Here is a 20,046-nt window from a genome sequence, read left to right as displayed (position 1 = left end):
GTTTCAATTGAGGATGGCGCCAAGCAAGTAAGGGGCAATTGCAGATAGCGCCACCAGACCGGCAATCACCCAGAACAGCACCCGATAGGCGCGCCTGACCGTCGGTACGGCACAGACCTCGCCGTCGGCGCAGTCAGCCTGCGGTCGATACAGCCGCCGCCAAGCGAAAAACAGGGCCACGGCAGCGGCACCGATGAACAGCCAGCGATAGGGATAGAGCGCGTGCAGGCTGGCCAGCCAGGCCCCGCCCAGGCCCAGGGCGACCAGGACGAATGGCAGGATGCAGCAGGCCGAAGCCAGTGCCGCGCCCAGCCCGCCCAGGGCCAGTAGCCCCTTTTCGGACTCAGCCGAATTGTCGTTGGGATCGCTCATTGCCTCGAAACTCCTTACGGGTCGCCGTTAATAATGAGCATAAACCCGTACCTTGGTACGGATGCAAGGGCGTCCTGCCAGCAACTCCGTGCTAGCCTTTTCCCGTACCTGGCTACGGAATTGGAGCGTCGCAATGGGCGAAAAGGACAAAAAGATCACGATTGGCGCCCTCGCCGGGGAAGCCGGGGTCGGCGTTGAAACCGTGCGCTACTACCAGCGCCGCGGGTTGTTGCGCGAGCCGCAACGTGCTCACGGACGCATCCGCCATTATGGGCCGAACGACGTCGAACGGCTGAGTTTCATACGGTCGGCCAAGGAACTGGGATTCAGCCTGGACGAAATCGCCGAGCTGTTACAGCTCGACGATGGCACGGACTGCGACGAGGCCCAGTCACTGGCCGAACACAAGCTGGCCGACGTGCGGCAGAAAATAACCGCACTGAAGCGCATCGAGCGTGTGTTATCAAAGCTGGTTCGCGAGTGCCGACAGCAGGAAGGCAACATTCATTGTCCACTGATCGTGTCGTTGCGCGAACGCTCAGCCGGATAAGTATATGGCTGCCGCTTCTCTATCGAGGATCTGGCTGCTTACCCCAGATCACGAATTGTTTCCAACTTTGCTTGGATCCGGACGAATTGTTGCCAACTTTTCTTGTTTCCGAGCTCAATCGGCTTTTGCAAAACCATACGGTTAAGTATGTTTCCAACTTTTGTTGGCGGGGTGACAGCAAATCAATAAGTTACGAGCCCCTGAGTTTCGATCTTTTCTTGGTCGTCTATCCGCCCCCTCTCGAGCAATCCGCCCTCGCTGTCACTCATTAAGCGCTCTCGGCAGCCTCGACCGAGTCAATGGCCCGGCTCGGATAAGTCAGCAGATAAAGCAGCACCAGGATGCCGGCCACCGGCGCCAGGCTGATCAGCTGCCACCAGGGACTCAGGCCCGCGTCCCGCAGGCGCCGCGTGCACGCAGCAATCCACGGCAGCAGAACCGCGATGCCGGCCAGCTGCAACGGCAGCGCGCCCAGGTACTCGGACAGGATCTGCGCCAGCCCCAGCAACATCACCACCGCGAGCACGAACCACCAGAATTCCCCGCGCGGCGTGACGCCGCTGAAATCCAGCCCACGCAGCACGCCCTCGCGCATGGCCCTCAGCGCCGGTTCGCTCGGCCCGGCCTCGCGCTCCAGCAGGCGCTCGGCCGGCACCTCGAAAACGGCACAGAGCGCCCGCAACGACTCCTGCGAGATCCTCGATCCCGATTCCAGGCGCTGGATCGTACGCAGGTTCAGGCCACTCAAAGTGGCCAGCTGCTCCTGCGACCATTGCCGGGCAGCGCGCAATTCTCGAAGTCGAACAGGATCGACGTGCATGGGAATTCCTTCTCGTGGGCTCCAGGCTGGCCATTATCGGGCCGAACGCTGGCTAACCGCTACGGCAAGGGCCCGACAGGCACCCGACACGGGCCCGACTTTGCGAAATCAGTCACCCGGCAACACCGAGCGCAGCCCCAGATGCGCCACGAACGGCTCGAAATCCCTGTCCGTGAACAGCAGCGGCATCTGATGCTCGATGCAGAACGAGGCAATAATCACGTCCGCGGTTTTGCGGATGGTTATGCCCCGTTTGCGCAGCGCGCGGAAGTTCTCCGCGCACATGCCGACCATGGCGTGCCCGAACAGCTCGTAGTGATCCAGGGTTTCCAGGGAACGGCGCGTCAGTTCGTATTCGCGGTCGTCGCGAATCCCCTGGAGGATTTCCAGGAAGATCAGGTCCCCCATGGCCACGATACCGTCCACGATGCCGGCATCGAGTGCGTCGGTATGAGGGTTCTCAACGCCGTTGAGATAGTCGATCCAGACGCTGGTATCGACCAGAATCACTTGCCGCCCCGCATCTCCTCGAGGTCGCCTTCCCAATGGACGCGGCCGCGCAGGTTTCGGATTGCCTGCTGCTCGCTCCGCCGCACAAGCAACCTGAGCGCCTGCTCGACAGCTTCCTTTTTGGTCTTGCAGCCGGAGACCCTCATGGCCTCGGCCATTAACTGGTCATCGATGACGATGTTGGTTCTCATAGCCACCTCATGTGTATATTCTTTAATCCGATACACATAATACCCCCGCCGGACAGCCCACACAATCACGCCGCCATTCACCCGGCAGCCCGATGCTGGTAGGCTTTCCAACGGGAATCAGGGGGCTGCAACGCCACAAATGAACGACTCCACCGAAAAGCACGAGCATCAGGCCGTAGAAGCCTTCATCGACCGCTGGACCGACACCGGCGGCAAGGAACGCGCCAACTACCAGCTCTTCCTGACCGAGCTGTGCCAGCTGCTCGACCTGCCCGGCCCGGAGCCGGCCGGCCCCGACCCGGCGAAGAACGGCTACGTCTTCGAGCGAAGAGTCGACATCAACCACCCCGACGGCTCCACCACGCGCGGCTACATCGACCTGTACCGCCGCGGCCATTTTGTATTGGAAGCCAAGCAGGTCAGCGAAAAGCACGAATCCAGCCGCTGGGACAAGGCCATGCTGCGCGCCGCCGCCCAGGCCGACACCTACATCCGCGCCCTGCCCGCCGAGGAAGGCCGACCGCCCTTCCTGCTGACCTGCGATGTGGGCAAGACCATCGAGGTCTACTCCGAATTCACCCGCTCGGGCGCCACCTACGTGCCCTTCCCCGACCCGCGCAAGCACCGCATCCACCTCGAGGACCTGCGCGAGGAGAAAGTCCGCAAGCGCCTCAAGAAGATCTGGACCGATCCCGACAGCCTGGATCCGTCCAAGTACGCCGCCCGCGTCACCCGCGAGATCAGCGACACCCTGGCCAAGCTGGCGCGCACCCTGGAAAAGGACGGCTACAAGGTCGAACGCGTCGCCCACTTCATCAAGCGCTGCCTGTTCACCATGTTCTGCGAGGACGTCGGCCTGCTGCCGACCGGAGAGTTCACCGCCCTACTCCAGAAACTCAAGAAAACGCCCGAACACTTCGCCAGCGCCGTCCAGAACCTGTGGGAGACCATGAACACCGGTGGCTACAGCGGCGTACTCAACAGCGAAATCCTGCGCTTCAACGGCAGCCTGTTCGTCGACATCAACCCGATCGCCCTCGATGCCGACCAGATCGAACTGCTGATCGACGCAGCCAAGCACGACTGGAGCCAGGTCGAACCGGCCATCTTCGGTACCTTGCTGGAACGTGCGCTAGACCCCGAAGAGCGCCACAAGCTCGGCGCCCACTACACGCCCAGGGCCTACGTCGAACGCCTGGTCATGCCCACCGTCATCGACCCGCTCAGAGACGAATGGAAAGACGTCCAGGCGGCCGCCGCTGCCCTGGAAGCGCAAGGCAAACACGACAAGGCCGTCAGCGAGATCCGCGACTTCCACCGCAAGCTGTGCGAAATCCGCATCCTCGACCCGGCCTGCGGCAGCGGCAACTTTCTCTACGTCACGCTCGAGCACATGAAGCGCCTCGAAGGCGAAATCCTGGGCACCCTGGCCGACCTGGGCGAAGGCCAGAACCTGCTGGAAATGCAGGGCAACACCGTCGACCCGCACCAGTTCCTCGGCATCGAGATCAACCCCAGAGCCGCCGCCATCGCCGAAACGGTCCTGTGGATCGGCTACCTGCAATGGCACTTCCGCACCCACGGCCACATTAACCCACCCCAGCCCGTCCTGAGAGCCTTCGAAAACATCGAATGCCGCGACGCCGTCCTGGCCTACGACCGCTGGGAATACAAAATGAACGAAGACGGCCGCCCCATCATGCGCTGGGACGGCAAAACCTACAAAAAGAGCCCCACCACAGGCGAAGACATCCCCGACGAATCCGCCCAGGTGCCGGAGGAAGTCTATGTCAATCCAAGGAAGGCGGAGTGGCCGGAGGCGGATTATGTGGTGGGGAATCCGCCGTTTATCGGGGCTGGCGGCATGCGCAGGGCACTGGGCGACGGCTACGTCGAAGCGCTCCGCAAGACCTGGAAGGAACTACCGGAATCCTGTGACTATGTCCTCTACTGGTGGCACGTGGCTGCCGGGAAAGTGCGCATGGCTGACCTACAGCAGTTCGGACTGATCACCACCAATAGTCTGCGCCAAACTTTCAACCGGCGCGTTCTCCAAACTCATCTCTCGGACAAAAAGCCGATCTCCATAATTTTCGCCGTTCCTGACCACCCTTGGGTCGATGCCTCGGACGGCGCGGCAGTTCGAATTGCCATGACCGTCTGCAAAGCTGGTGAACACCCCGGAGTTGTCGGTAAGCTTCTGGAAGAAGTCAAGACGGATGGAGACGCCCGAAAGCTCCGTTTTCGGTGGCGAGATGGGAAGGTGCACAGCAATCTCGCCATCGGCGCCGACACGGCTTCAGCGACTGCGCTCATAGCAAATGGCGACATTAGCTCCCCGGGCGTCAAGCTTCACGGCTCAGGATTTATTGTTACTCCTGAGCAAGCCGAGCAACTTGGGATCAACAAACAGCCTGGCATTGAGCAGCATATTCGCGAGTACCGAAATGGTCGTGACCTTACCCAAAAGCCCAGAGGTGTCATGGTCATCGATCTATTTGGCATGACTCCGGAAGACGTACGCAAGAACTATCCGGATATTTATCAGTGGGTCGCCGAACGTGTAAAGCCCGAGCGTGATCAAAATAAACGTGCGACCTACCGAGACAATTGGTGGCTTTTCGGCGAGCCCCGTCGCGTATGGCGTGAGATGTACAAGGGCATCAATCGGTACATCGCCACTGTCGAAACAAGCAAGCATCGCTTCTTTCAGTTCCTAGAAAAGCAGATCTTGCCGGATAACATGCTGGTGAATATCGCCACTGAGGAAGGCTGGCATCTTGGAATTCTTTCCTCGCGGCTTCACTTGGAGTGGGCGCTGCGGGTCGGTGGAACATTGGAAGATCGCCCCCGCTACAACAAGTCCCGCTGCTTCGAAACCTTCCCCTTCCCGGAGCCCGATGAAGCCGCTCGCCAGGGAATCGGCAACCTCGCCGAACAACTAGACACTCACCGCAAACGCCAACAAGACCAACACCCCGGCCTAACCATGACCGGCATGTACAACGTCCTGGAAAAGCTGCGCCGTGAAGAACCCCTGACCGACAAGGAAAAGGAAATCCACGAACAAGGCCTGGTCTCCGTCCTGCGCGAACTCCACGACGACCTCGACCGCGCCGTCTTCCAAGCCTACGGCTGGGACGACCTGGCCGAAAAACTCGTCGGCCGCCCCGGCGCCACCACCCCCTGGCCCGAAAAGCCCGAAGACCAACTGGAAGCCGAAGAAGAACTCCTCCAACGCCTCGTCGACCTGAACCACCAACGCGCCGCCGAAGAAGCCAAAGGAAAAATCCGCTGGCTCCGCCCCGACTACCAGGCCCCGGAAGAAATGGCTCAGCAAGGGGAACTAGCCACCGCCGAAGCCGAAGGCGTGACCCCCACCAAAACACCAAAAGACCAAAGCACCAAAAAACTAACGTGGCCCAAGACACTACAAGCCCAAATCCGAGCCGTCCGCGACCAACTCGCCACCGGCCCCATGGACGCCCCTACCCTAGCCACCCGATTCAAACGCAAACCGGAGAAGTCCGTTTCCCAGGTGCTAGACGCCCTTACCGACCTCGGAATGGTCGGTCAAGACGAAGGTAATCGGTTTCGACTTAGGGAAGGTTAACGTCTGAGCTCATCGGCAATTAAGGCGACGCCTGAGCTTGCGGTAGCGAAAGCAGGCGGCGGGTCAAATGTCCGCTGCAGCGATTGGTTAGCTGCTGGCCTCACGATCCAACCAATCGATATCGAAATGCGAATGCTGATGCATTTGGATCGACGGGCTCAATCACTCCATCTTGACGCAACTTCTGCAGCGCCTTCTTTACTTTGTTAATGTCTTCTTCGCCACTAAGCTCCCGAACCTTACGGTTGGTAATTTCCGCAGCCGGGTTCGCGTTGAGATAGCCCATAATAGTGTCCTCCAGTGACGCCAGTTCCTGATGCCGAATAGTCACGAGAAACGAATTTTCCAACTCTTCAAATTCCGGAGCCACGAGCCCTGCCTTTTTGAGTTCATTTCTTGCAGTATCCAGACCCTCACCGATATCATGATTGAGCGGATCAGGGACATTGTGAATCATACGATTGATGTTGGGGTTTCTCGAAAATCTGTCGGTGTACAGGTTCTCTACGGTCATGAATCCAGGAAGCCTCCCAGGACTGACAACCTCAATACGATTGTCGTAGATCTTGATATGAATATCATCGTTGAGACTGTAGTCGCGATGCAGCGCAGCATTTACGACGATTTCTTTAATCGCATCCACCGGATATTTTAGCTTTACTAGTTTGTCGCCTTGCTTGAAAGTAGCGCCCTCAAGCAAGGTTTCGACCTTCGTCATGGCCTCACGAACGGCAGCTTCCAAAGGTCCTTCAATCGTAGTTGGCATCTCGGCCAGCTGTTCCCGCTTGTATTCGGAGCTGGTCGTAAGCAAACGGTATACCTTGAAGGAGCATCTCGTGGGGAGTGACGCTGATGGGCTTTCGTCAAAAAGAAGCACCCCGCCAACATTTGGAACACGATCGCCGTCAACATTGGTCAGGAGCTTCTGCTTTCGCAAGAAATCGACAGGCGACAGATTACTACCGACTCGTGTCATGTAATCGCTCAAATACTCGCTGCTCTCCAATTCTTCGACGTCCACACCATCAACTGGCTTACGCTCGTAAACAAGAGCACCTTTGCCATACGACAGCTGAGTGACCCTCTCACCCTTGATCTTGCGCTTCTCTGCGCCGATGCGGATGTAGCAATCGCCATTGGCGGTGTAGTGCACCTTCGGACTTTTTGGAATAAATAGCCGCAGTATTAGGCCTTTCGCCCCAAAATCAATTAACTCAACATCTACGTTTTCTACCGCTGGTTGAGTGTCTTCAAGGAGCGTAGGCAGGATTCCATTGCACTCTTCTTGGGTTGTAAACCCCACTATTCGCTCCCCAAGCTCAGACTTATCCTCAACGCCGACAAACAACTCACCACCATCTGAATTCGCAAACGCAACGAAACTTTGCTGTAGCTTTGCCGGGTTAATGCGTTTGCTCTTTAGGTCGACGAAGTGGCCCTCGTCTATTGAGAGCAGCCGCGCCTCTTCGTCGCCTTCCGGTTTTCGAACTCGCATGATGTCTCCTATGTCATTCGGCCGCTAATTCGTAATTCTCTTGCAAAGGGATTCGGCATGGAACATCAGCGCACGAGGTTTGGGATTCTCCATGGCAGAGCGGAATGCCGCCTATTCTGCGGTCTCGCCGCACACCCTTTGGATGGCTGCGGATCCCACGCCGACATAGAACACGCCAGGAGCGGCCTGTTCAACGCAGTGACTGGATACGAATCGCCAACGCCAAAATATCCATGCTGATCGCGCTTGGCCACGATCATTCTCCCTTGAGTAATCTGCAAACCCGACCTGCCCCTTCCCAAGTTCGGCCGAATTTCAGCTCAGACTAGCATACGCGCCGGAGCTGACGCCAGTAGTGGCAGCACCGTCCCCTCACCGCCCTTTCAAACACCCCCACGCCGCCGAAACCAGCAACGCATGCCGCGCCTGCGACACATTGAATTCTTCCGGATCAAAATCAGCTCCGACCCATCGCACGAAGTCGCGGCCTTCCTCGTCAAGGGTTTCGGGCGGCGCTTCAACGGCCCCGATCAGCCGTTGATAGCCGGAGACACCACCGCAGTCTTCCGGCGGCCCTCGCCGCTTGCCGTCGACCAGCCAGGGAATCCAGCCGGGGTCTGCGGCCACGTCATCGTTTTCCACTTCGATCCGGTGGATCCAGTTGTCGCCAAAGTCCTAGGCAAAGATCACGGTTCGCCAGATGGACGGCTCGATGCCTTCCAGGGTGATTCGGAGACGCAGGGCGGGATTGCGGTTCTTTCCGGGCATTGCCTGGGCTCAGTCGGCGTTGTCGGAAGCGTGCCCGGCTGGACGACGTTTCAGCGGAAACGTGCAGCCAAGATCAGGCCGCGCGGAACTCGATTTTTTCCACAGCATCGAGATCCAGCGTCTGTCGGGCGTGCCAGAGTTCGTAGTTGTCCTGCATCAGCAGCCAGCTCTCGGGCGACCGTCCGAGTGCCTTGGAAAGGCGAAGCGCCATTTCTGGGCTGATGCCGCTGCGACCCTGCAGGATGCGATTGAGCGTGGATGGCGAAACGCCCAGCTTCGAAGCCAACTGACGCCCGGTCATGGAATGAGGCTCGAGGTAGACCTCGCGGATAAACTCGCCTGGATGCGGGGGATTGTGCATGGTCATCAGTGATAGTCCTCGTAATCAACGACATGAGCCTGACCTTCCCGGAACTCGAAGGTCAGCCGCCAGTTTCCGCTGACGCGGACCGACCATCGGCCGGCGTCTTTTCCCTTGAGCTGGTGCAGTCGAAACCCCGGAATATCCATATCCTGAACGGATGCGGCAGTATCCAGGGCAGCCAATATCATTCTCAAGCGTTTCGCATGGTTAGGCTGAATTCCCGCCACCGAGCCGGTTCGATAGAACTTTGCCAGGCCCTTGTGGCGAAAAGACTGAATCATGGAAGCAGTGTAGCGTGGTGCGCAACACCAGTCAATGGCAGGCTAAAGCGTTACCCCCGTTGCGCGTGGTGCCCCACAAGCTACGAGCGTCAATCCCTCGTCTGCCACCCACCACCGACGCTTCAGCGGAAACGAGCAGCTATGGCCTGTGGTTCAGGCCGCTTCCTCGCTATTCGATTTCGGCTCATGCAACGACTTGAGCCGAATCTTCTTGTGGCCGGGAAACTCTACGTTCAGTTCCAGGCGGCCGCCTAGCGCCTGCACGTAATCGTCCAGGGTGCTGAGCAGCATGTCGGTCCTTCGCTCCAGTCGCGATACGGTTTCCTGACCCACCTTGAGCTGCTCGGCCAGTGCCGTCTGGGTCATGTCGAGCGCCTTGCGCAGTTCACGCAGGGTCAACTCCTGGTCGACCAACTCAGCCGCCCGGGCTTCGATGCGCTCGCGTCGATCAGCGGGCAGCGAATTCAGTTTGTCGGTCAATGTTCGTGCCATGATCACTTCTCTCTTTGCAAATGTTTGTCGAATCGCTTATCCGCGAGCTTGATCAGCCGGCGGTAGAACCTTCGCTCCTTCACTCCGGCCTTGTCCGCGGCCACGAGCAGAATGGCCGTCCTGTGCGGATCGAAAGCGAAGGCGACTCTCCACACGCCGTCATCCGCGCTGAATCTGAGCTCCTTCATGTTCGGATGCCTGGATGCATTCAGGGTGTCCGCGTGAGGACGCCCCAGTTCCGGCCCGAACACCTCGAGCAACTTCGCCCTCGCCAGAAGCTCGTCCTGGACGAGCTCGGGCAGCTCGTCGAATTCAGGATCGAACTCATCGGCAAGCTTCACTTCCCACTGCATGTCAAAAGTATGCAGTTAAATACATATGTAGTCAAGAGCATAATTGTATGCGCACTCTATGACCGAACCAGCCACAACTGCACCAACCGCGGCACTTCATCGTCCTCGAATGCAGGTTCGGCCATACGCTGCAGCTCGAAGCCCGCGCGCATCGCCTCGGAAACGAACTCCGAAATCGAATGCTTCCAGGCCGGGACGAACACTTCCTTGTCGCTTCCACTTGGGGTGAACCGAGCCTGGCCGCCGGCGAGCTGGCGGTAGGGATGCAGTTCGGCGATGTAGAGCAGCCCGCCCTCGGCCAGAACCCGCCGAGCCTGGGCGAACACCGGGGCGAGGTCTTCGACGTGCTCGAGGACCAGGGTGATGATGACCAGGTCGCATGAGGCATCCTCGGCCGGCCAGCGCCGTGTGATGTCACCGACTTCGAAGCGAACCTCGGCGTGGCCGACGCGGGCCCTGGCCCGCTCGAGCATGGCTTCGGAGAAATCCATGGCGACAACCTGCGCGCCCTGCCCAGCCAGGTACTCGGTGTTCAGGCCCGTGCCGCAGCCGGCCTCGAACACGCGGGCGCCGGCCAGGGAATGATCGGCCCGGCGCAGGCACTGCATGTTCAGGTCGCGGGTGCGATTTCGGTTGTCGTCGTACTGCGCGGCCCAGCGGTCGTAGGCTTCCTGCACGGACATTGTCTGGTCTCCTTCTCGGGGGCGTGTCCACCACCTAGTCGTAGTGTGTCCACAGCCTCAGCACCTTTACGATCTTCTGATCCTCCAGTACCTGATAGACCAGCCGGTGCTGAATATTGATTCGCCTCGAGTAGGCGCCGGCTAGATCTCCCACCAGCTTCTCGAAAGGCGGGGGGCGCTGGAAAGGGTCTGTGGCCAATATGTCGAGCAGTTCCTGGGCTTTCGGCTTGAGACCGCTGCTGGCTAGCTTTTTGGCGTCCTTTTGGGCTTGTTTGGTGTAAACGAGTCGCCAGCTCACCAATCCAGGTCCTTGGCACATTCGTCGACAGGTTCGGCCATGCCTTCACGAATGGATTCGCGCATGCCGGGCACGGAGAGAAGAAACAGGGTTTCCTGGATGGCTTGCCAGTCTTCTTCGGCAATCAATACGGCCTTATTGCGCTTGCCGGTGATCAGCAGCGGCTGGTGGGACTCGGCGGCCTCGTCGATCAGGCGAAAGAGTCGGGCGCGAGCCTCGCTGGCGGTGATGGTGGACATGGCCGGATTTTCCAGAAGTTGCACTGTGCCAATTGTACGGAATTCCGTACGTACGTCAAAAAGTACTTAATCGGCGGTTCCTCGCAGTGTGTTGGCGTGTCGGCGCCGGTGACACCCGCCCAGTTTGAGCCGGCTTTGCGCAAGGCTCAAGCCTCTGATTTATTGTATTTTTTGCCTAGATGCTGTATACTTATATAGGTATTGAAAGAGGGCAAAATCATGGCGTTGACGACCCCCATCACCCCCACCCTGCCCGAGCAGGAAATCCGCGCGCTCGAGGACCAGATCACCGAGCTGGCGGCGCATATCCATGCCGCCAATTACCGGCTTCTGACGCTGATTCGCCAGTTCGACGAGTCGGCCGGCTGGGCCGAGCCGGGCCTGCGTTCCTGTGCGCACTGGTTGAACTGGAAGTGCGGCATCGGCCTCAACGCCGCGCGCGAGAAAGTCCGGGTCGCGCACGCCCTGGGCGATCTGCCGAAGACCAGCGCTTCCTTCTCGAAGGGCGAGATCAGCTACTCCAAGGTGCGGGCGATGACGCGGGTTGCCACGGCCGAGAACGAGGAATTCCTGCTGACGATCGCACTGCACGGCACGGCAGCGCATGTGGAGCGCGCGGTGCGGCAGTTCACGCGGGCAAAGCGCAACGAGGCGCTGGATGCCGAGAACGAACGACACGAACGACGCCGGGTGGTCTGGCGCGTGGACGAGGACGGTTGCTGGTCGCTGCATGCGCGCTTTACGCCGGAACAGGGCGAGCGCGTGATGAAGGCGATTGACGCCGCCGTCGACGAGATCGAGGCCGAACAGGAAGACGTTTCAGCGGAAACGTCGGCCGAGCCCGACAGGACCAAGCCGATGCCCTGCCCCATGGCTCAAAAGCGGGCCGACGCGCTGGAGCGGCTGGCCGATGCCTTTCTTTCCGGGGGAGGCGGCGCGGTGCATGGCGGGGATCGGTGCACGGTGCATGTGCATACCGACTTGGATACGCTGCGCGCCGATGGCGAAGGCGCGGAATCCTCGTTGGAGGATGGCGCAAACGTTTCAGCGGAAACGTCGCGGCGTCTGGCTTGTGACTGCGGCGTGGTGCCCTGGCGCGAGTCCCTTGATGGCGAAACGCTCGATGTGGGGCGCAAGACGCGTTCCATTCCGCCTTCGATTCGGCGGGCCTTGCAGCGTCGGGACGGCGGTTGTCGTTTTCCCGGCTGCACGGCGCACAAGTACGTGGATGCCCACCATATCCGGCACTGGGCCGATGGCGGGGAGACGAAGCTGGACAACCTGGTGACCCTGTGCCGGCACCATCATCGTGCCGTGCACGAAGGCGGTTTCGACGTTCAGATGGGCACCGATGGCGTGCCGAAGTTCTTCGATCGCCGCGGCCGGCTGATTCCCGAAGCGCCCGCCCCGCGTTTCCGCGGTAACGTCTTTGCCCTGATGACGGCCAATCGTCGTTCCGGTGCGGACGTTTCAGCGGAAACGTGTGTGCCGTGCTGGCACGGGGAGCGGATGGACGACGACCTGGTCGTGGATACGCTCTTCCAGTTGGGACGCTGACGGCTTTTTCTTTTTCTGCCGGCCTTGTCAGCCGTCGCCGGTCTGCTCTTCTATGGCCTCTTTCTGCTTCTCGGCGGCCTCGAGCACTTCGTCTTCGACTTCGCGGGCGCGCTCGAGTGACTGTTCGTAGCCGGTCTTGGCGCGCTCGGATTCGTCGGTCTCGTCGTTGTCCGTCGCAGTCGATGTGGTGTCGTTGCAGGCGCAGCAGATCAGGGCGGCCAGGATTACGGTGAGTGGCTTGGGCATGGTTCGTTTCTCTTGGTGATTCTGTCGGCTCGATTGTCGCCGCCCGTTTGATCGGGCGGCAAGTGCTGCCGGGGCGGGTGGCAAGTACTGGATTACGGCTCGCTTCGGTCGCCTGCGGATTCGGCCTGCGCCCGGCTGGGGTCGACGCTGGACGCCACCAGGGCCGGGATTTCGGCCGGCGGCCGCGGGCGTGAGAACAGGAAGCCTTGCACCAGGTCGAAGCCGATGTCGTGGGCGATGGCCAGTTGCTCGCGGGTTTCGATGCCTTCGGCAATCGTCAGCATCTCGAGCGAGCCGGAAAGGGCGATCATGCCGCGCGCCAGGCTCTGACTGGATGCGTTTGGGCCCAGGTTGGCGATCAGCGAGCGATCGATCTTGATGATGTCGAAAGGAAAGCGGTCAAGGTACGACAGCGAGGAATAGCCCGTTCCGAAATCGTCGATGGACAGCGTGATGCCCAGCTTCTTGAGCTGGCGCAGCTGGAAGCCCGTTCCCTCGAAGGCCAGCACGCTCTCGGTCAGTTCCAGATGGAGCAGTTCGGCGGGTAGCTGGTGTCTTTCCAGGACGGTCTCGATCGTGCGCGCCAGTTCGGGGCGCTCCATGTCGCGGGCAGACAGGTTGACCGCCACGTGGAATGGTGGTCGTCCCTGTGCCAGGGCAACGTTGCGCCATTCCGATGCGGCGCGGCAGGCCTGGTCGAGCACGAAGTCCGTGATTTCGTGGATGAGGTCGGTTTCTTCGGCCACGCCCATGAATTGGTCGGGCGGGATGTTCCCATGCACGGGGTGCTCCCAGCGGATCAGCGCCTCGACCCCGACATAGCGGCTGCTCGAAATGGAATAGATCGGCTGGTAGACCAGGCGGAATTCGTCGTGCGTGAGCGCATGGCGGATTCGGTGCTCGAGCTGCAGGGCATGGAGCTCTTCGGTGATCGGGCGGATCGACGGTGCCAGCAGCCAGGCGGACAGCTGCCCTATTCCGATGAAGAACGCCCCGCGGGTCAGCCACTGGAACGCATCCTGCGGTTCGCCGGTTGCGGTGAATTCCGGCGTCATCGGGCCGGCCAGGAACATGGCCGCCAGGCCCGTGCACAGGGCGACGACGGGCCCGAAGCGGGTGGCGGCGAACAGGATGGGCAGGTAGTAGAGATGCGGCGCCAGGGCGCCTGCGCCACCGGCTGCGTAGACGCAAAGCCAGGACGCGAGCAACCCGAGCGCGATGAGCCCGAGCGATGTCAGCCGGGGCAAGCCGACGGAGGCGCGCAATGTCCGATAGGCAAGCAGGTCGGCGGCACGGCCGCCGTTTCCCGCCCGCAACGAGAGATCGTGCTTGGTCACGACCGTTCTCCTCGCGGTTTGTCAGAACACCCGGTTTACCCCTTCCCAAGAATTCAACCGGATGCCACAACAGACTATCACATGGATATTGACGCTGATTTGACGCCGCCGCCCGAAGGCGACGGCGCGGCCCGAAAGACGGTATCAGGGCGTGATGCGTTCGATCTCGCCGCCGACTTCGCCTTCGATGATCAGCTCGACGCGGCTGTCGACGCGCACGTCGCCGGTGACCGAGGCGTCGGCCGCGATCTCGACGACCGGAAGCTTCTCGTCGTAGTCGGCGTCGAGCAGCAGGATGATGCTGCCGTCGACCTCGCTGCCGCCCAGCACCCGGATGTCGCCGGCCTCGGGCCAGGACAGGCTGCCGCCGAAGCCGAAGAAGCCGCCGTTGCGGCCCGCGTTGTCTTCGGTGATCTCGATGACCAGGTCGCCGCCGGACCGGCTGCCGTTGTCGAGCGTGATGTCGCCGGCCAGGGTCTGGATGCCCTGCTCCGCCGTGGCGCCGTCGAGGGTGACGCCGCCGTTGCGGGTCGTGATCCGGCCTTCGGCCCGGCTGCCGGACGCCAGGGCAACACGGCCGTTGCGAGTCTTGATGTTGCCGCCCACCACGGCGTCGGAACCAACCTCGATGCCGCCGTTGCGCGAGACCAGGCCGCCCGTGCGGGCCGATTCGCCGATGCGGATGGCGCCGTTCCGGGACTCCATGCTTCCGGCGGTCGCGCCGGCGCCCAGGCTGATCCAACCGTTGCGTGAATCGATGCGGCCGTACTCGCCGTTGCCGCCCAGTTCGATGCTGCCGTTGCGTGTGCTCACGTTGCCGGCTGTCACCGACACGCCGGTTTCGATGTCGCCGTTGCGACTCTCCAGCGCGCCCTCGACGACGGCTTCATCGCCGATGCGGACCGAGCCGTTGCGGGTCTCGACATCGCCCTTGTGGGTCGAGCCGGCCGGAATGCTGATGCTCTCGCTGGCCGATGCCAGCGAAGACAAGGCCAGCAGCGCCACGGCGGCGGTGGTGGTGAATGATCGAATCGACATGACTGCGCCTCGTTGATGAATGCGTAGCCACCATTCAAGCATGAGCCGCTGAGCCGATCACAGTGCCAGAGGTCACGGCGCGGGGCTCGCGGCCACCTTCACCGGCGTTGACGCGCATCAATGCGCCGGGGTTCGACCGGGCGTATGTTGGATGAGCGTTGCCCACTCCACTCCCAAGGAGGTAGAACCATGGCCCTTCCCCGCAGGCGCCAACGCGCCCAGCATTCCAGCAGCAACGCCCTTCGCCGCCTCATGTCGCTGGCGGAGTGGCCTTTCGATGATTTCCCCGACGAATCGCTCTTCACCGAGTCCTGGGCTCCCGCCGTGGATTTGAAGGAGAACAAGAAGGCCTACATCGTCAAGGCCGACATTCCCGGCGTGGATCCCAAGGACATCGACGTCACGCTCGAAAACGGCGTTCTGACCGTGCGCGGCCAGCGCAAGGAAGAGCATCGGGAAGAAGGCGAGGATTTCCATCGCGTAGAGCGCTTCTCAGGCAGTTTTGCGCGCCAGTTCTCCCTGCCCGATGCGGCCGACGACGGGGTGGAAGCCCACATGAAGGACGGCGTGCTCGAGATCAGGATTCCCAAGTCCGAAAAGGCCGTGGCCCGCAAGATCGAAATCAATAGCTGAACCCAACAAGAACAGAACCAAGGAGATCGCATCATGAGTGTCGCAAAAGTCGTCGAGATTACATCCGACTCCACCGAGAGTTTCGAGGACGCCATCCGGCGCGGCATCGAACGCTCGGAGAAGTCCCTGAAGAACGTGCGCGGAGCCTGGATTGCCGAGCAGAAGGTGATTGTCGAGGACGGCAACATCATTCGCTATCGAGTGACCATGCGCGTGAGTTTCGTTCTCGAGTAGTACGCAGTCATGAGTGATTGTTGGGTCATTGCGGCCGACAGCAGCCGCGTTCGCCTGTTCCGCAAGACCGAGGGCCAGTCGATCGAGGAGTTCGACGTCATGCTCAACCCGGACGCGCGCCTGCGCGAGCAGGACCTGGTTTCCGACGAGCGGGGACGCGGCTTGAATCGATCGCGCTCAGGCCGTTTTGCCATGGCCGAGCCGGAAAGTCACCGGGAACATGCCGAGAAGACCATGGCCCTGGAACTGGCGCGCCGTCTACGTCAGGCGCGGCTCGACGGCAAGATGTCACGACTGCATGTCCTGGCTGCGCCGCGTTTCCTGGGCCAACTTCGCAACAGCCTGGACGAAGACACTCGAGAGCAGATCCGGAGCGAGACGGCCAAGAACGTTTCGAGACTGGACGCCGCGGCCATTCGCGCTCAGCTGCCCGAGTACCTTTGATCTGCGAGCAAGTCAGGAGGCGGTGTGCCCGACCGCCTTCAAGCGTTTCCCCAGTTTCTTGATTCGCGGAATCAGGCCGAACTTGATGCGGTGGACGGCGCTGGCGCGGGGCGTTGGAGCAAAGCAGACAAACCAGTGGTGCGAGCGCGCGTTGCTTGTCCAGCGCTGCTTGAACTCGTCCTGTTCTCCCAGCAGGTCGATTTCTTCCAGTTCCGTGGCCATGTAGTGCTCGAGCATCAGGCCCAGGAGAACCAGGCCCGGTGAGCTGGCCGAAAGACCGTCCCTGAAGCCGGACTTCAGCGAGTAGAGTCGCCCCCCGAACTCGATTGAAAGGTCGAAGGCGATGCGCTCGCCGTCCAGTTCCAGGAAATGCAGCCGAAGCAGACCGCTGTGGGCCATTCTCCCGGCCAGTTCGTGATAGAAGCGGCGAACATCGTCATTGGACTTCATCGCCGATCCGGCCCTTCCCTTCCAGCCGTCGGCCTCGATCTCGAAGCCGGTCTCCAGCGCTTCGGGCACGGCCACGGGGTCGACGACCACCTCGAGAGCGATTCGTCCCGTTTGCGACAACTGTCGGGTCTTTCTGCGCAGTTCCTTTCTGAAGTTTCTCGAACGCCCGGAGAGATAGCGGTTCCATTCCGTAGCGGTGTTGATGAAGGGCGAGGATTCCGCCTGCCACAAGCCAAAACGGAATCCGTCGGTTTCCGCCCGGGCGGAAAGGCTCCGAATCACCGGGGAATCCGAGAGCAACCTCGGGAGTTCGAAGATATCCCACTGCCCTTCCATACCGGCCACATGGCGCCAGATCGCATCGATTACGCCAGTCACGTCCGGGGACACCATACAATCAACGCGAGGCGAATGAACGTTGGCCGGGGCCCCGAGTCGGCGCAGCGGAATACCGTACCGGCGCACCCGGTTGAGCATCAGCGGCAGGATGCCCACCAGCCTTTCCCCCTGCCATACGGTGACCAGGCGGAGATGCCCGGCCTTCCCGAAGGCGTTCCACCAGGATCGAATCCACTCGGGGCGCATGAAAGGCTCGGAATGTCCCGCCGAGCAGATGAGTTCTCGCCAGGCCGGCTCGATCCTGGCGAGCGACGCGGCGTCTTCGTATACATGAACCTGCAGCGGCGCGTCGGCATCCTTCACGATGGCTGCGAGCGGGCTGTCGTCCGGATTCGCCCGCGAAACGGCGCAGCTGTAACTTGCCCACCTTGTCGGACTAGTGGACATCGAAGCGGTAGCATTCGCAGGCTGCCGCTTCCAGTCCCTTGCGGTCGAGGAGGCGGATTTCGCCGCGGCGGTACTGAATGAGCCCGAGCAACTGCAGGTGGGTGGCGGCGTTGGTCACGCCGCTGCGCCGAACGCCGAGCAATTTTGCCAGGGTATTCTGCGTGAGCAGGATGGGGATCTCGGCATGCCTGTCGCTGACCTCGAGCAGGCAGCGGGCCAGGCGCGCTTCGAGCACATGGAAGCGGGCACAAAGGACGCCCCGCGCCACCACGGTGAACAATCCGGCCACGTACTTGAACTGAACGTTACGCCAATGCTCATTGGCGGCCGCCCGGATCAGAAACTCTCCGACATCGACCCTGAGCGCTTTCAGGGCTTCCGGAACGTAGATGTCCAGCAGGAAGCTTTCACGGCCCAGCAAGGACTCCCAACCCAGGATCCCTTCCCTGCCGGCGAATGCTACCTGCACGCTCGATTCCTCGGAGCCTGTGATCATCAGCGAGGCATAGCCGCTGACCGGGAAGTAGATTTCCCTGATCACGTCACCCCCGACGGCAATCCGGGCATCGGCGACAAAGCTGGTCAGGTCGCTTACGGCCATGAGCTGCGACAGCTCATCCGGGCTCAGGCAGTCGAGCATCCGGTTTTCGGAGACAGTCTCGCTTGTCCGCCTGCCGAGACCGAGCGGTTGGGTGTCGACAGCCCGTTCCATCACTCTGGCAGGAGACGTTCAGTCTCCCGCTTGACGGTCCGGTAGCACTCGCAGCATTCGTGTTCGAGGCCCGGCCGATCGAGAACGTGGATGTGGCCGCGCCGATACTCGATCAGTTTGGCCTTCTGGAGCCGGCCGGCGGCTTCGGTCACCCCTTCTCGTCGAACCCCCAGGCTGTGGGCGATCTGTTCCTGGGTCAGTTCGAGATGGTTGTCGGGCAGGTGATCGATGGCGATCAACAGCCAGCGCGCCAGTTGCTGATGGATGGTGTGGTAGCGATTGCAGGTCGCAGACTGGCCTATCTGCGTGAAAAGAACCTGGGTATAGCGAAGCAGCAGGGAGCGAAAGTGCTCGCTGTCATGCACGAGTTCACGCAGAACGGCGGCCTTGAGCCGATAGACGCTGCCGGCCACCTGCACGGTGGAATAGCTGGGCATCGATTCCGTCTGGGTGAAAATGGAAAGCCCCAGAAGGCCGTCATTGCCGACGACGGCAATCTCGCAGCTGTGCCCGTCTTCGAGCAGGAGCACGATGGACGCGAGCGAGTCGACCGGAAAGTACGCGTATCGCTGGACCGCGCAGGATTCATGGATGATCTCTCCACGGTGCCATTCCACAAGAGTCAGGTGTGGAAGGACACGGGCGTAGTCCTGGTGATTCATGCCCCGGAGAATCCGATTGCACTCCGCACCCCTGAATCCGGTGTAAGGATGTCCAACCGGTTCTCTGAGCACAGAAACCCGGCTTGCTGATGAGTTCATGCTGCCAACTCCCCTATTGCTTGCGGCTCGGCGCAACGGCTTTCCCTGCGAACCAGACGACATCGCACGATGCTGGAGCCGAGTTCCCGGAAGGGCTTCCAGCGCAGGAAAGACAGGTTGCGTATGGGTGCCGTTTCGAGCCAGTCGACGGCCAGGGGACTGTCCCCGACCAGCCGCTCGAACTCGGCGATGCGAATCTGGTTGAGACCACCCTCGACTTCGCAGAAGCGGGTGGCCCCATCAGGGCGGAAGCGGGCGCGCCAGCGGATCAGCGCAGCCTCGGTGAATACGAGATGGGCCCAGGGAAAGACCGAAAAGAGATGGCCACCGTAGGGATGCAGCCAGGTCGGGCCAAAAGAAGCCAGGACCTCACCGTCGCGCTTGAGCAGCCCGTTCATGATCGCCAGAATTTTCGCGGGATCGTCGAAATGCTCGAAAGCGTCGATGCTGATGATGACGTCGGCGCGCTCCTGCGTGGACTCGGTGAAAGTGCATCGGTTGGAAACACCGCAGCGGGCGGCTCGGAGCCTGGCTTTCTCGAGAAAGCGGGGCTGGATGTCCAGGCCGATGACCCGGCAGTCCGGCACCCTTCTGGCGATGGTCACCGCCTGCAGTCCGTCGCCGCAGCCGAAATCGATGACGGTCTTGCCTCGCAGGGTTCCGAGGAAGGCTGAACCGAAATAGCGCTCCAGCTTGCAGTCCTGGTCCGCTTGCGCTTCGCCGCCCCTTTGTGGAGGAGCCGGCGCGATTGCCCTGAGTATGCTGTATCCCAGGGTCCCACCGATTATTCCCATACTTGCCTTGCCCGCCGAGCCCGCT

26 protein-coding genes and 1 pseudogene are annotated in these 20,046 nt (G+C 61.1%); 6 read left to right on the top strand and 21 right to left on the bottom strand.

Annotated features, from left to right (window positions below):
* Positions 1 to 3: 3 nt before the first annotated feature.
* On the bottom strand, positions 4 to 372 hold the full coding sequence (locus tag DZC52_RS04435; RefSeq protein ID WP_116649915.1) for a mercuric transporter MerT family protein: 369 nt from the start codon (positions 370 to 372) through the stop codon (positions 4 to 6).
* A gap of 133 nt (positions 373 to 505) precedes the next feature.
* Between DZC52_RS04435 and merR the strand changes: the two genes are divergently transcribed.
* The gene (gene merR / locus DZC52_RS04430; RefSeq protein ID WP_116649914.1) at positions 506 to 922 is read left to right on the top strand and encodes a mercury resistance transcriptional regulator MerR; all 417 of its coding nucleotides are present in this window, start codon (positions 506 to 508) and stop codon (positions 920 to 922) included.
* 268 nt (positions 923 to 1,190) lie between these two features.
* Here merR and DZC52_RS15610 read toward each other — a convergent pair whose 3' ends face one another.
* The 3 genes from DZC52_RS15610 to DZC52_RS04410 form a co-directional block, all read right to left on the bottom strand.
* Positions 1,191 to 1,742 carry a DUF805 domain-containing protein gene (locus tag DZC52_RS15610; RefSeq protein WP_220338265.1) on the bottom strand — a complete coding sequence of 184 codons (552 nt, stop codon included), beginning with the start codon at positions 1,740 to 1,742 and terminating at the stop codon, positions 1,191 to 1,193.
* 108 nt (positions 1,743 to 1,850) lie between these two features.
* On the bottom strand, positions 1,851 to 2,252 hold the full coding sequence (gene vapC, locus DZC52_RS04415) for a type II toxin-antitoxin system VapC family toxin (RefSeq protein ID WP_116649913.1): 402 nt from the start codon (positions 2,250 to 2,252) through the stop codon (positions 1,851 to 1,853).
* On the bottom strand, positions 2,249 to 2,443 hold the full coding sequence (locus DZC52_RS04410; RefSeq protein WP_116649944.1) for a type II toxin-antitoxin system VapB family antitoxin: 195 nt from the start codon (positions 2,441 to 2,443) through the stop codon (positions 2,249 to 2,251). The genes vapC and DZC52_RS04410 overlap by 4 nt, the downstream gene beginning before the upstream one ends.
* 139 nt (positions 2,444 to 2,582) lie before the next feature.
* On the opposite strand from DZC52_RS04410, the gene DZC52_RS15470 reads away from it, so the two are divergent.
* Entirely contained in the window at positions 2,583 to 6,056 is a 3,474-nt protein-coding gene (locus DZC52_RS15470; protein WP_181918776.1) for a class I SAM-dependent DNA methyltransferase, read from the top strand.
* A 100-nt stretch (positions 6,057 to 6,156) separates the two neighbouring features.
* Here DZC52_RS15470 and DZC52_RS04400 read toward each other — a convergent pair whose 3' ends face one another.
* The 10 genes and pseudogenes from DZC52_RS04400 to DZC52_RS04360 all read right to left on the bottom strand — a co-directional run bounded on the left by DZC52_RS04400 (position 6,157) and on the right by DZC52_RS04360 (position 11,029).
* The gene (locus tag DZC52_RS04400) at positions 6,157 to 7,551 is read right to left on the bottom strand and encodes an RNA-binding domain-containing protein (RefSeq protein ID WP_116649912.1); all 1,395 of its coding nucleotides are present in this window, start codon (positions 7,549 to 7,551) and stop codon (positions 6,157 to 6,159) included.
* A gap of 372 nt (positions 7,552 to 7,923) precedes the next feature.
* Positions 7,924 to 8,214 (bottom strand): annotated as a pseudogene (locus DZC52_RS04395) (IS1096 element passenger TnpR family protein); the annotation flags it as partial.
* Positions 8,215 to 8,226: 12 nt separating this feature from the next.
* Positions 8,227 to 8,319: a plasmid pRiA4b ORF-3 family protein gene (locus tag DZC52_RS15605; protein WP_147307603.1), complete on the bottom strand. Its 93-nt coding sequence runs from the start codon at positions 8,317 to 8,319 to the stop codon at positions 8,227 to 8,229.
* Positions 8,320 to 8,392: 73 nt separating this feature from the next.
* Positions 8,393 to 8,686: a HigA family addiction module antitoxin gene (locus tag DZC52_RS04390; protein ID WP_116649910.1), complete on the bottom strand. Its 294-nt coding sequence runs from the start codon at positions 8,684 to 8,686 to the stop codon at positions 8,393 to 8,395.
* Positions 8,686 to 8,964 (bottom strand): type II toxin-antitoxin system RelE/ParE family toxin, encoded by a 279-nt coding sequence (locus DZC52_RS04385; protein ID WP_116649909.1) that lies wholly within the window; start codon positions 8,962 to 8,964, stop codon positions 8,686 to 8,688. The genes DZC52_RS04390 and DZC52_RS04385 overlap by 1 nt, the downstream gene beginning before the upstream one ends.
* 153 nt (positions 8,965 to 9,117) lie before the next feature.
* Entirely contained in the window at positions 9,118 to 9,456 is a 339-nt protein-coding gene (locus tag DZC52_RS04380; protein ID WP_116649908.1) for a helix-turn-helix transcriptional regulator, read from the bottom strand.
* A gap of 2 nt (positions 9,457 to 9,458) precedes the next feature.
* Entirely contained in the window at positions 9,459 to 9,809 is a 351-nt protein-coding gene (locus DZC52_RS04375) for a type II toxin-antitoxin system RelE/ParE family toxin (RefSeq protein WP_116649907.1), read from the bottom strand.
* Between the two features lie 56 nt (positions 9,810 to 9,865).
* A complete protein-coding gene (locus DZC52_RS04370) occupies positions 9,866 to 10,492 on the bottom strand; it encodes a class I SAM-dependent methyltransferase (RefSeq protein ID WP_116649906.1) in 627 nt (208 codons plus the stop codon).
* Between the two features lie 34 nt (positions 10,493 to 10,526).
* Positions 10,527 to 10,790, bottom strand: a complete 264-nt coding sequence (locus DZC52_RS04365; RefSeq protein ID WP_116649905.1) for a Txe/YoeB family addiction module toxin — start codon at positions 10,788 to 10,790, stop codon at positions 10,527 to 10,529.
* Complete coding sequence (locus DZC52_RS04360; RefSeq protein ID WP_116649904.1) at positions 10,787 to 11,029, bottom strand: type II toxin-antitoxin system Phd/YefM family antitoxin; 243 nt, start codon at positions 11,027 to 11,029, stop codon at positions 10,787 to 10,789. The genes DZC52_RS04365 and DZC52_RS04360 overlap by 4 nt, the downstream gene beginning before the upstream one ends.
* Positions 11,030 to 11,248: 219 nt before the next feature.
* Between DZC52_RS04360 and DZC52_RS04355 the strand changes: the two genes are divergently transcribed.
* Complete coding sequence (locus DZC52_RS04355; protein WP_147307602.1) at positions 11,249 to 12,586, top strand: HNH endonuclease signature motif containing protein; 1,338 nt, start codon at positions 11,249 to 11,251, stop codon at positions 12,584 to 12,586.
* Positions 12,587 to 12,613: 27 nt separating this feature from the next.
* Here DZC52_RS04355 and DZC52_RS04350 read toward each other — a convergent pair whose 3' ends face one another.
* From DZC52_RS04350 to DZC52_RS04340, 3 genes are all read right to left on the bottom strand, one after another.
* On the bottom strand, positions 12,614 to 12,832 hold the full coding sequence (locus tag DZC52_RS04350; protein WP_116649902.1) for a hypothetical protein: 219 nt from the start codon (positions 12,830 to 12,832) through the stop codon (positions 12,614 to 12,616).
* Positions 12,833 to 12,924: 92 nt separating this feature from the next.
* Positions 12,925 to 14,169, bottom strand: a complete 1,245-nt coding sequence (locus tag DZC52_RS04345; RefSeq protein WP_116649901.1) for a putative bifunctional diguanylate cyclase/phosphodiesterase — start codon at positions 14,167 to 14,169, stop codon at positions 12,925 to 12,927.
* 144 nt (positions 14,170 to 14,313) lie between these two features.
* Positions 14,314 to 15,207, bottom strand: coding sequence for a DUF4097 family beta strand repeat-containing protein (locus tag DZC52_RS04340; RefSeq protein ID WP_116649900.1), 894 nt, complete (start codon positions 15,205 to 15,207; stop codon positions 14,314 to 14,316).
* Between the two features lie 189 nt (positions 15,208 to 15,396).
* Between DZC52_RS04340 and DZC52_RS04335 the strand changes: the two genes are divergently transcribed.
* The 3 genes from DZC52_RS04335 to DZC52_RS04325 are packed head-to-tail and all read left to right on the top strand — an operon-like array spanning position 15,397 to position 16,518.
* Positions 15,397 to 15,840 carry an Hsp20/alpha crystallin family protein gene (locus DZC52_RS04335; protein WP_245960757.1) on the top strand — a complete coding sequence of 148 codons (444 nt, stop codon included), beginning with the start codon at positions 15,397 to 15,399 and terminating at the stop codon, positions 15,838 to 15,840.
* Positions 15,841 to 15,873: 33 nt separating this feature from the next.
* Positions 15,874 to 16,074, top strand: a complete 201-nt coding sequence (locus DZC52_RS04330) for a dodecin family protein (protein ID WP_116649898.1) — start codon at positions 15,874 to 15,876, stop codon at positions 16,072 to 16,074.
* 9 nt (positions 16,075 to 16,083) lie between these two features.
* Complete coding sequence (locus tag DZC52_RS04325; RefSeq protein WP_116649897.1) at positions 16,084 to 16,518, top strand: host attachment protein; 435 nt, start codon at positions 16,084 to 16,086, stop codon at positions 16,516 to 16,518.
* Positions 16,519 to 16,530: 12 nt separating this feature from the next.
* On the opposite strand, the gene DZC52_RS04320 is transcribed toward DZC52_RS04325, so the two are convergent.
* The 4 genes from DZC52_RS04320 to DZC52_RS04305 form a co-directional block, all read right to left on the bottom strand.
* Positions 16,531 to 17,670: a GNAT family N-acetyltransferase gene (locus DZC52_RS04320; RefSeq protein WP_181918774.1), complete on the bottom strand. Its 1,140-nt coding sequence runs from the start codon at positions 17,668 to 17,670 to the stop codon at positions 16,531 to 16,533.
* 73 nt (positions 17,671 to 17,743) lie between these two features.
* On the bottom strand, positions 17,744 to 18,466 hold the full coding sequence (locus DZC52_RS04315; protein WP_116649895.1) for a Crp/Fnr family transcriptional regulator: 723 nt from the start codon (positions 18,464 to 18,466) through the stop codon (positions 17,744 to 17,746).
* The gene (locus DZC52_RS04310) at positions 18,466 to 19,128 is read right to left on the bottom strand and encodes a Crp/Fnr family transcriptional regulator (RefSeq protein WP_116649894.1); all 663 of its coding nucleotides are present in this window, start codon (positions 19,126 to 19,128) and stop codon (positions 18,466 to 18,468) included. Before DZC52_RS04310 ends, DZC52_RS04315 begins: the two co-directional genes overlap by 1 nt.
* Positions 19,129 to 19,223: 95 nt before the next feature.
* Complete coding sequence (locus tag DZC52_RS04305; RefSeq protein ID WP_116649893.1) at positions 19,224 to 20,021, bottom strand: class I SAM-dependent methyltransferase; 798 nt, start codon at positions 20,019 to 20,021, stop codon at positions 19,224 to 19,226.
* Positions 20,022 to 20,046 lie beyond the last annotated feature (25 nt).

This window comes from Wenzhouxiangella sediminis (genome assembly GCF_003410055.1).
Lineage (GTDB): Bacteria > Pseudomonadota > Gammaproteobacteria > Xanthomonadales > Wenzhouxiangellaceae > Wenzhouxiangella > Wenzhouxiangella sediminis.
Note: the sequence above shows the minus strand (reverse complement) of the source record. Positions and strands in the feature narration are given on the sequence as shown.

Bases quoted from the DNA above. Each gene is read 5' to 3' on its own strand.
- DZC52_RS04435 (WP_116649915.1), bottom strand. From the start codon at position 372: ATGAGCGATCCCAACGACAATTCGGCTGAGTCCGAAAAGGGGCTACTG.
- merR (WP_116649914.1), top strand. From the start codon at position 506: ATGGGCGAAAAGGACAAAAAGATCACGATTGGCGCCCTCGCCGGGGAA.
- DZC52_RS15610 (WP_220338265.1), bottom strand. From the start codon at position 1,742: ATGCACGTCGATCCTGTTCGACTTCGAGAATTGCGCGCTGCCCGGCAA.
- DZC52_RS04410 (WP_116649944.1), bottom strand. From the start codon at position 2,443: ATGAGAACCAACATCGTCATCGATGACCAGTTAATGGCCGAGGCCATG.
- DZC52_RS15470 (WP_181918776.1), top strand. From the start codon at position 2,583: ATGAACGACTCCACCGAAAAGCACGAGCATCAGGCCGTAGAAGCCTTC.
- DZC52_RS04400 (WP_116649912.1), bottom strand. From the start codon at position 7,551: ATGCGAGTTCGAAAACCGGAAGGCGACGAAGAGGCGCGGCTGCTCTCA.
- DZC52_RS15605 (WP_147307603.1), bottom strand. From the start codon at position 8,319: ATGCCCGGAAAGAACCGCAATCCCGCCCTGCGTCTCCGAATCACCCTG.
- DZC52_RS04390 (WP_116649910.1), bottom strand. From the start codon at position 8,686: ATGACCATGCACAATCCCCCGCATCCAGGCGAGTTTATCCGCGAGGTC.
- DZC52_RS04385 (WP_116649909.1), bottom strand. From the start codon at position 8,964: ATGATTCAGTCTTTTCGCCACAAGGGCCTGGCAAAGTTCTATCGAACC.
- DZC52_RS04380 (WP_116649908.1), bottom strand. From the start codon at position 9,456: ATGGCACGAACATTGACCGACAAACTGAATTCGCTGCCCGCTGATCGA.
- DZC52_RS04375 (WP_116649907.1), bottom strand. From the start codon at position 9,809: ATGCAGTGGGAAGTGAAGCTTGCCGATGAGTTCGATCCTGAATTCGAC.
- DZC52_RS04370 (WP_116649906.1), bottom strand. From the start codon at position 10,492: ATGTCCGTGCAGGAAGCCTACGACCGCTGGGCCGCGCAGTACGACGAC.
- DZC52_RS04360 (WP_116649904.1), bottom strand. From the start codon at position 11,029: ATGTCCACCATCACCGCCAGCGAGGCTCGCGCCCGACTCTTTCGCCTG.
- DZC52_RS04355 (WP_147307602.1), top strand. From the start codon at position 11,249: ATGGCGTTGACGACCCCCATCACCCCCACCCTGCCCGAGCAGGAAATC.
- DZC52_RS04350 (WP_116649902.1), bottom strand. From the start codon at position 12,832: ATGCCCAAGCCACTCACCGTAATCCTGGCCGCCCTGATCTGCTGCGCC.
- DZC52_RS04340 (WP_116649900.1), bottom strand. From the start codon at position 15,207: ATGTCGATTCGATCATTCACCACCACCGCCGCCGTGGCGCTGCTGGCC.
- DZC52_RS04335 (WP_245960757.1), top strand. From the start codon at position 15,397: ATGGCCCTTCCCCGCAGGCGCCAACGCGCCCAGCATTCCAGCAGCAAC.
- DZC52_RS04330 (WP_116649898.1), top strand. From the start codon at position 15,874: ATGAGTGTCGCAAAAGTCGTCGAGATTACATCCGACTCCACCGAGAGT.
- DZC52_RS04325 (WP_116649897.1), top strand. From the start codon at position 16,084: ATGAGTGATTGTTGGGTCATTGCGGCCGACAGCAGCCGCGTTCGCCTG.
- DZC52_RS04315 (WP_116649895.1), bottom strand. From the start codon at position 18,466: ATGGAACGGGCTGTCGACACCCAACCGCTCGGTCTCGGCAGGCGGACA.
- DZC52_RS04310 (WP_116649894.1), bottom strand. From the start codon at position 19,128: ATGAATCACCAGGACTACGCCCGTGTCCTTCCACACCTGACTCTTGTG.
- DZC52_RS04305 (WP_116649893.1), bottom strand. From the start codon at position 20,021: ATGGGAATAATCGGTGGGACCCTGGGATACAGCATACTCAGGGCAATC.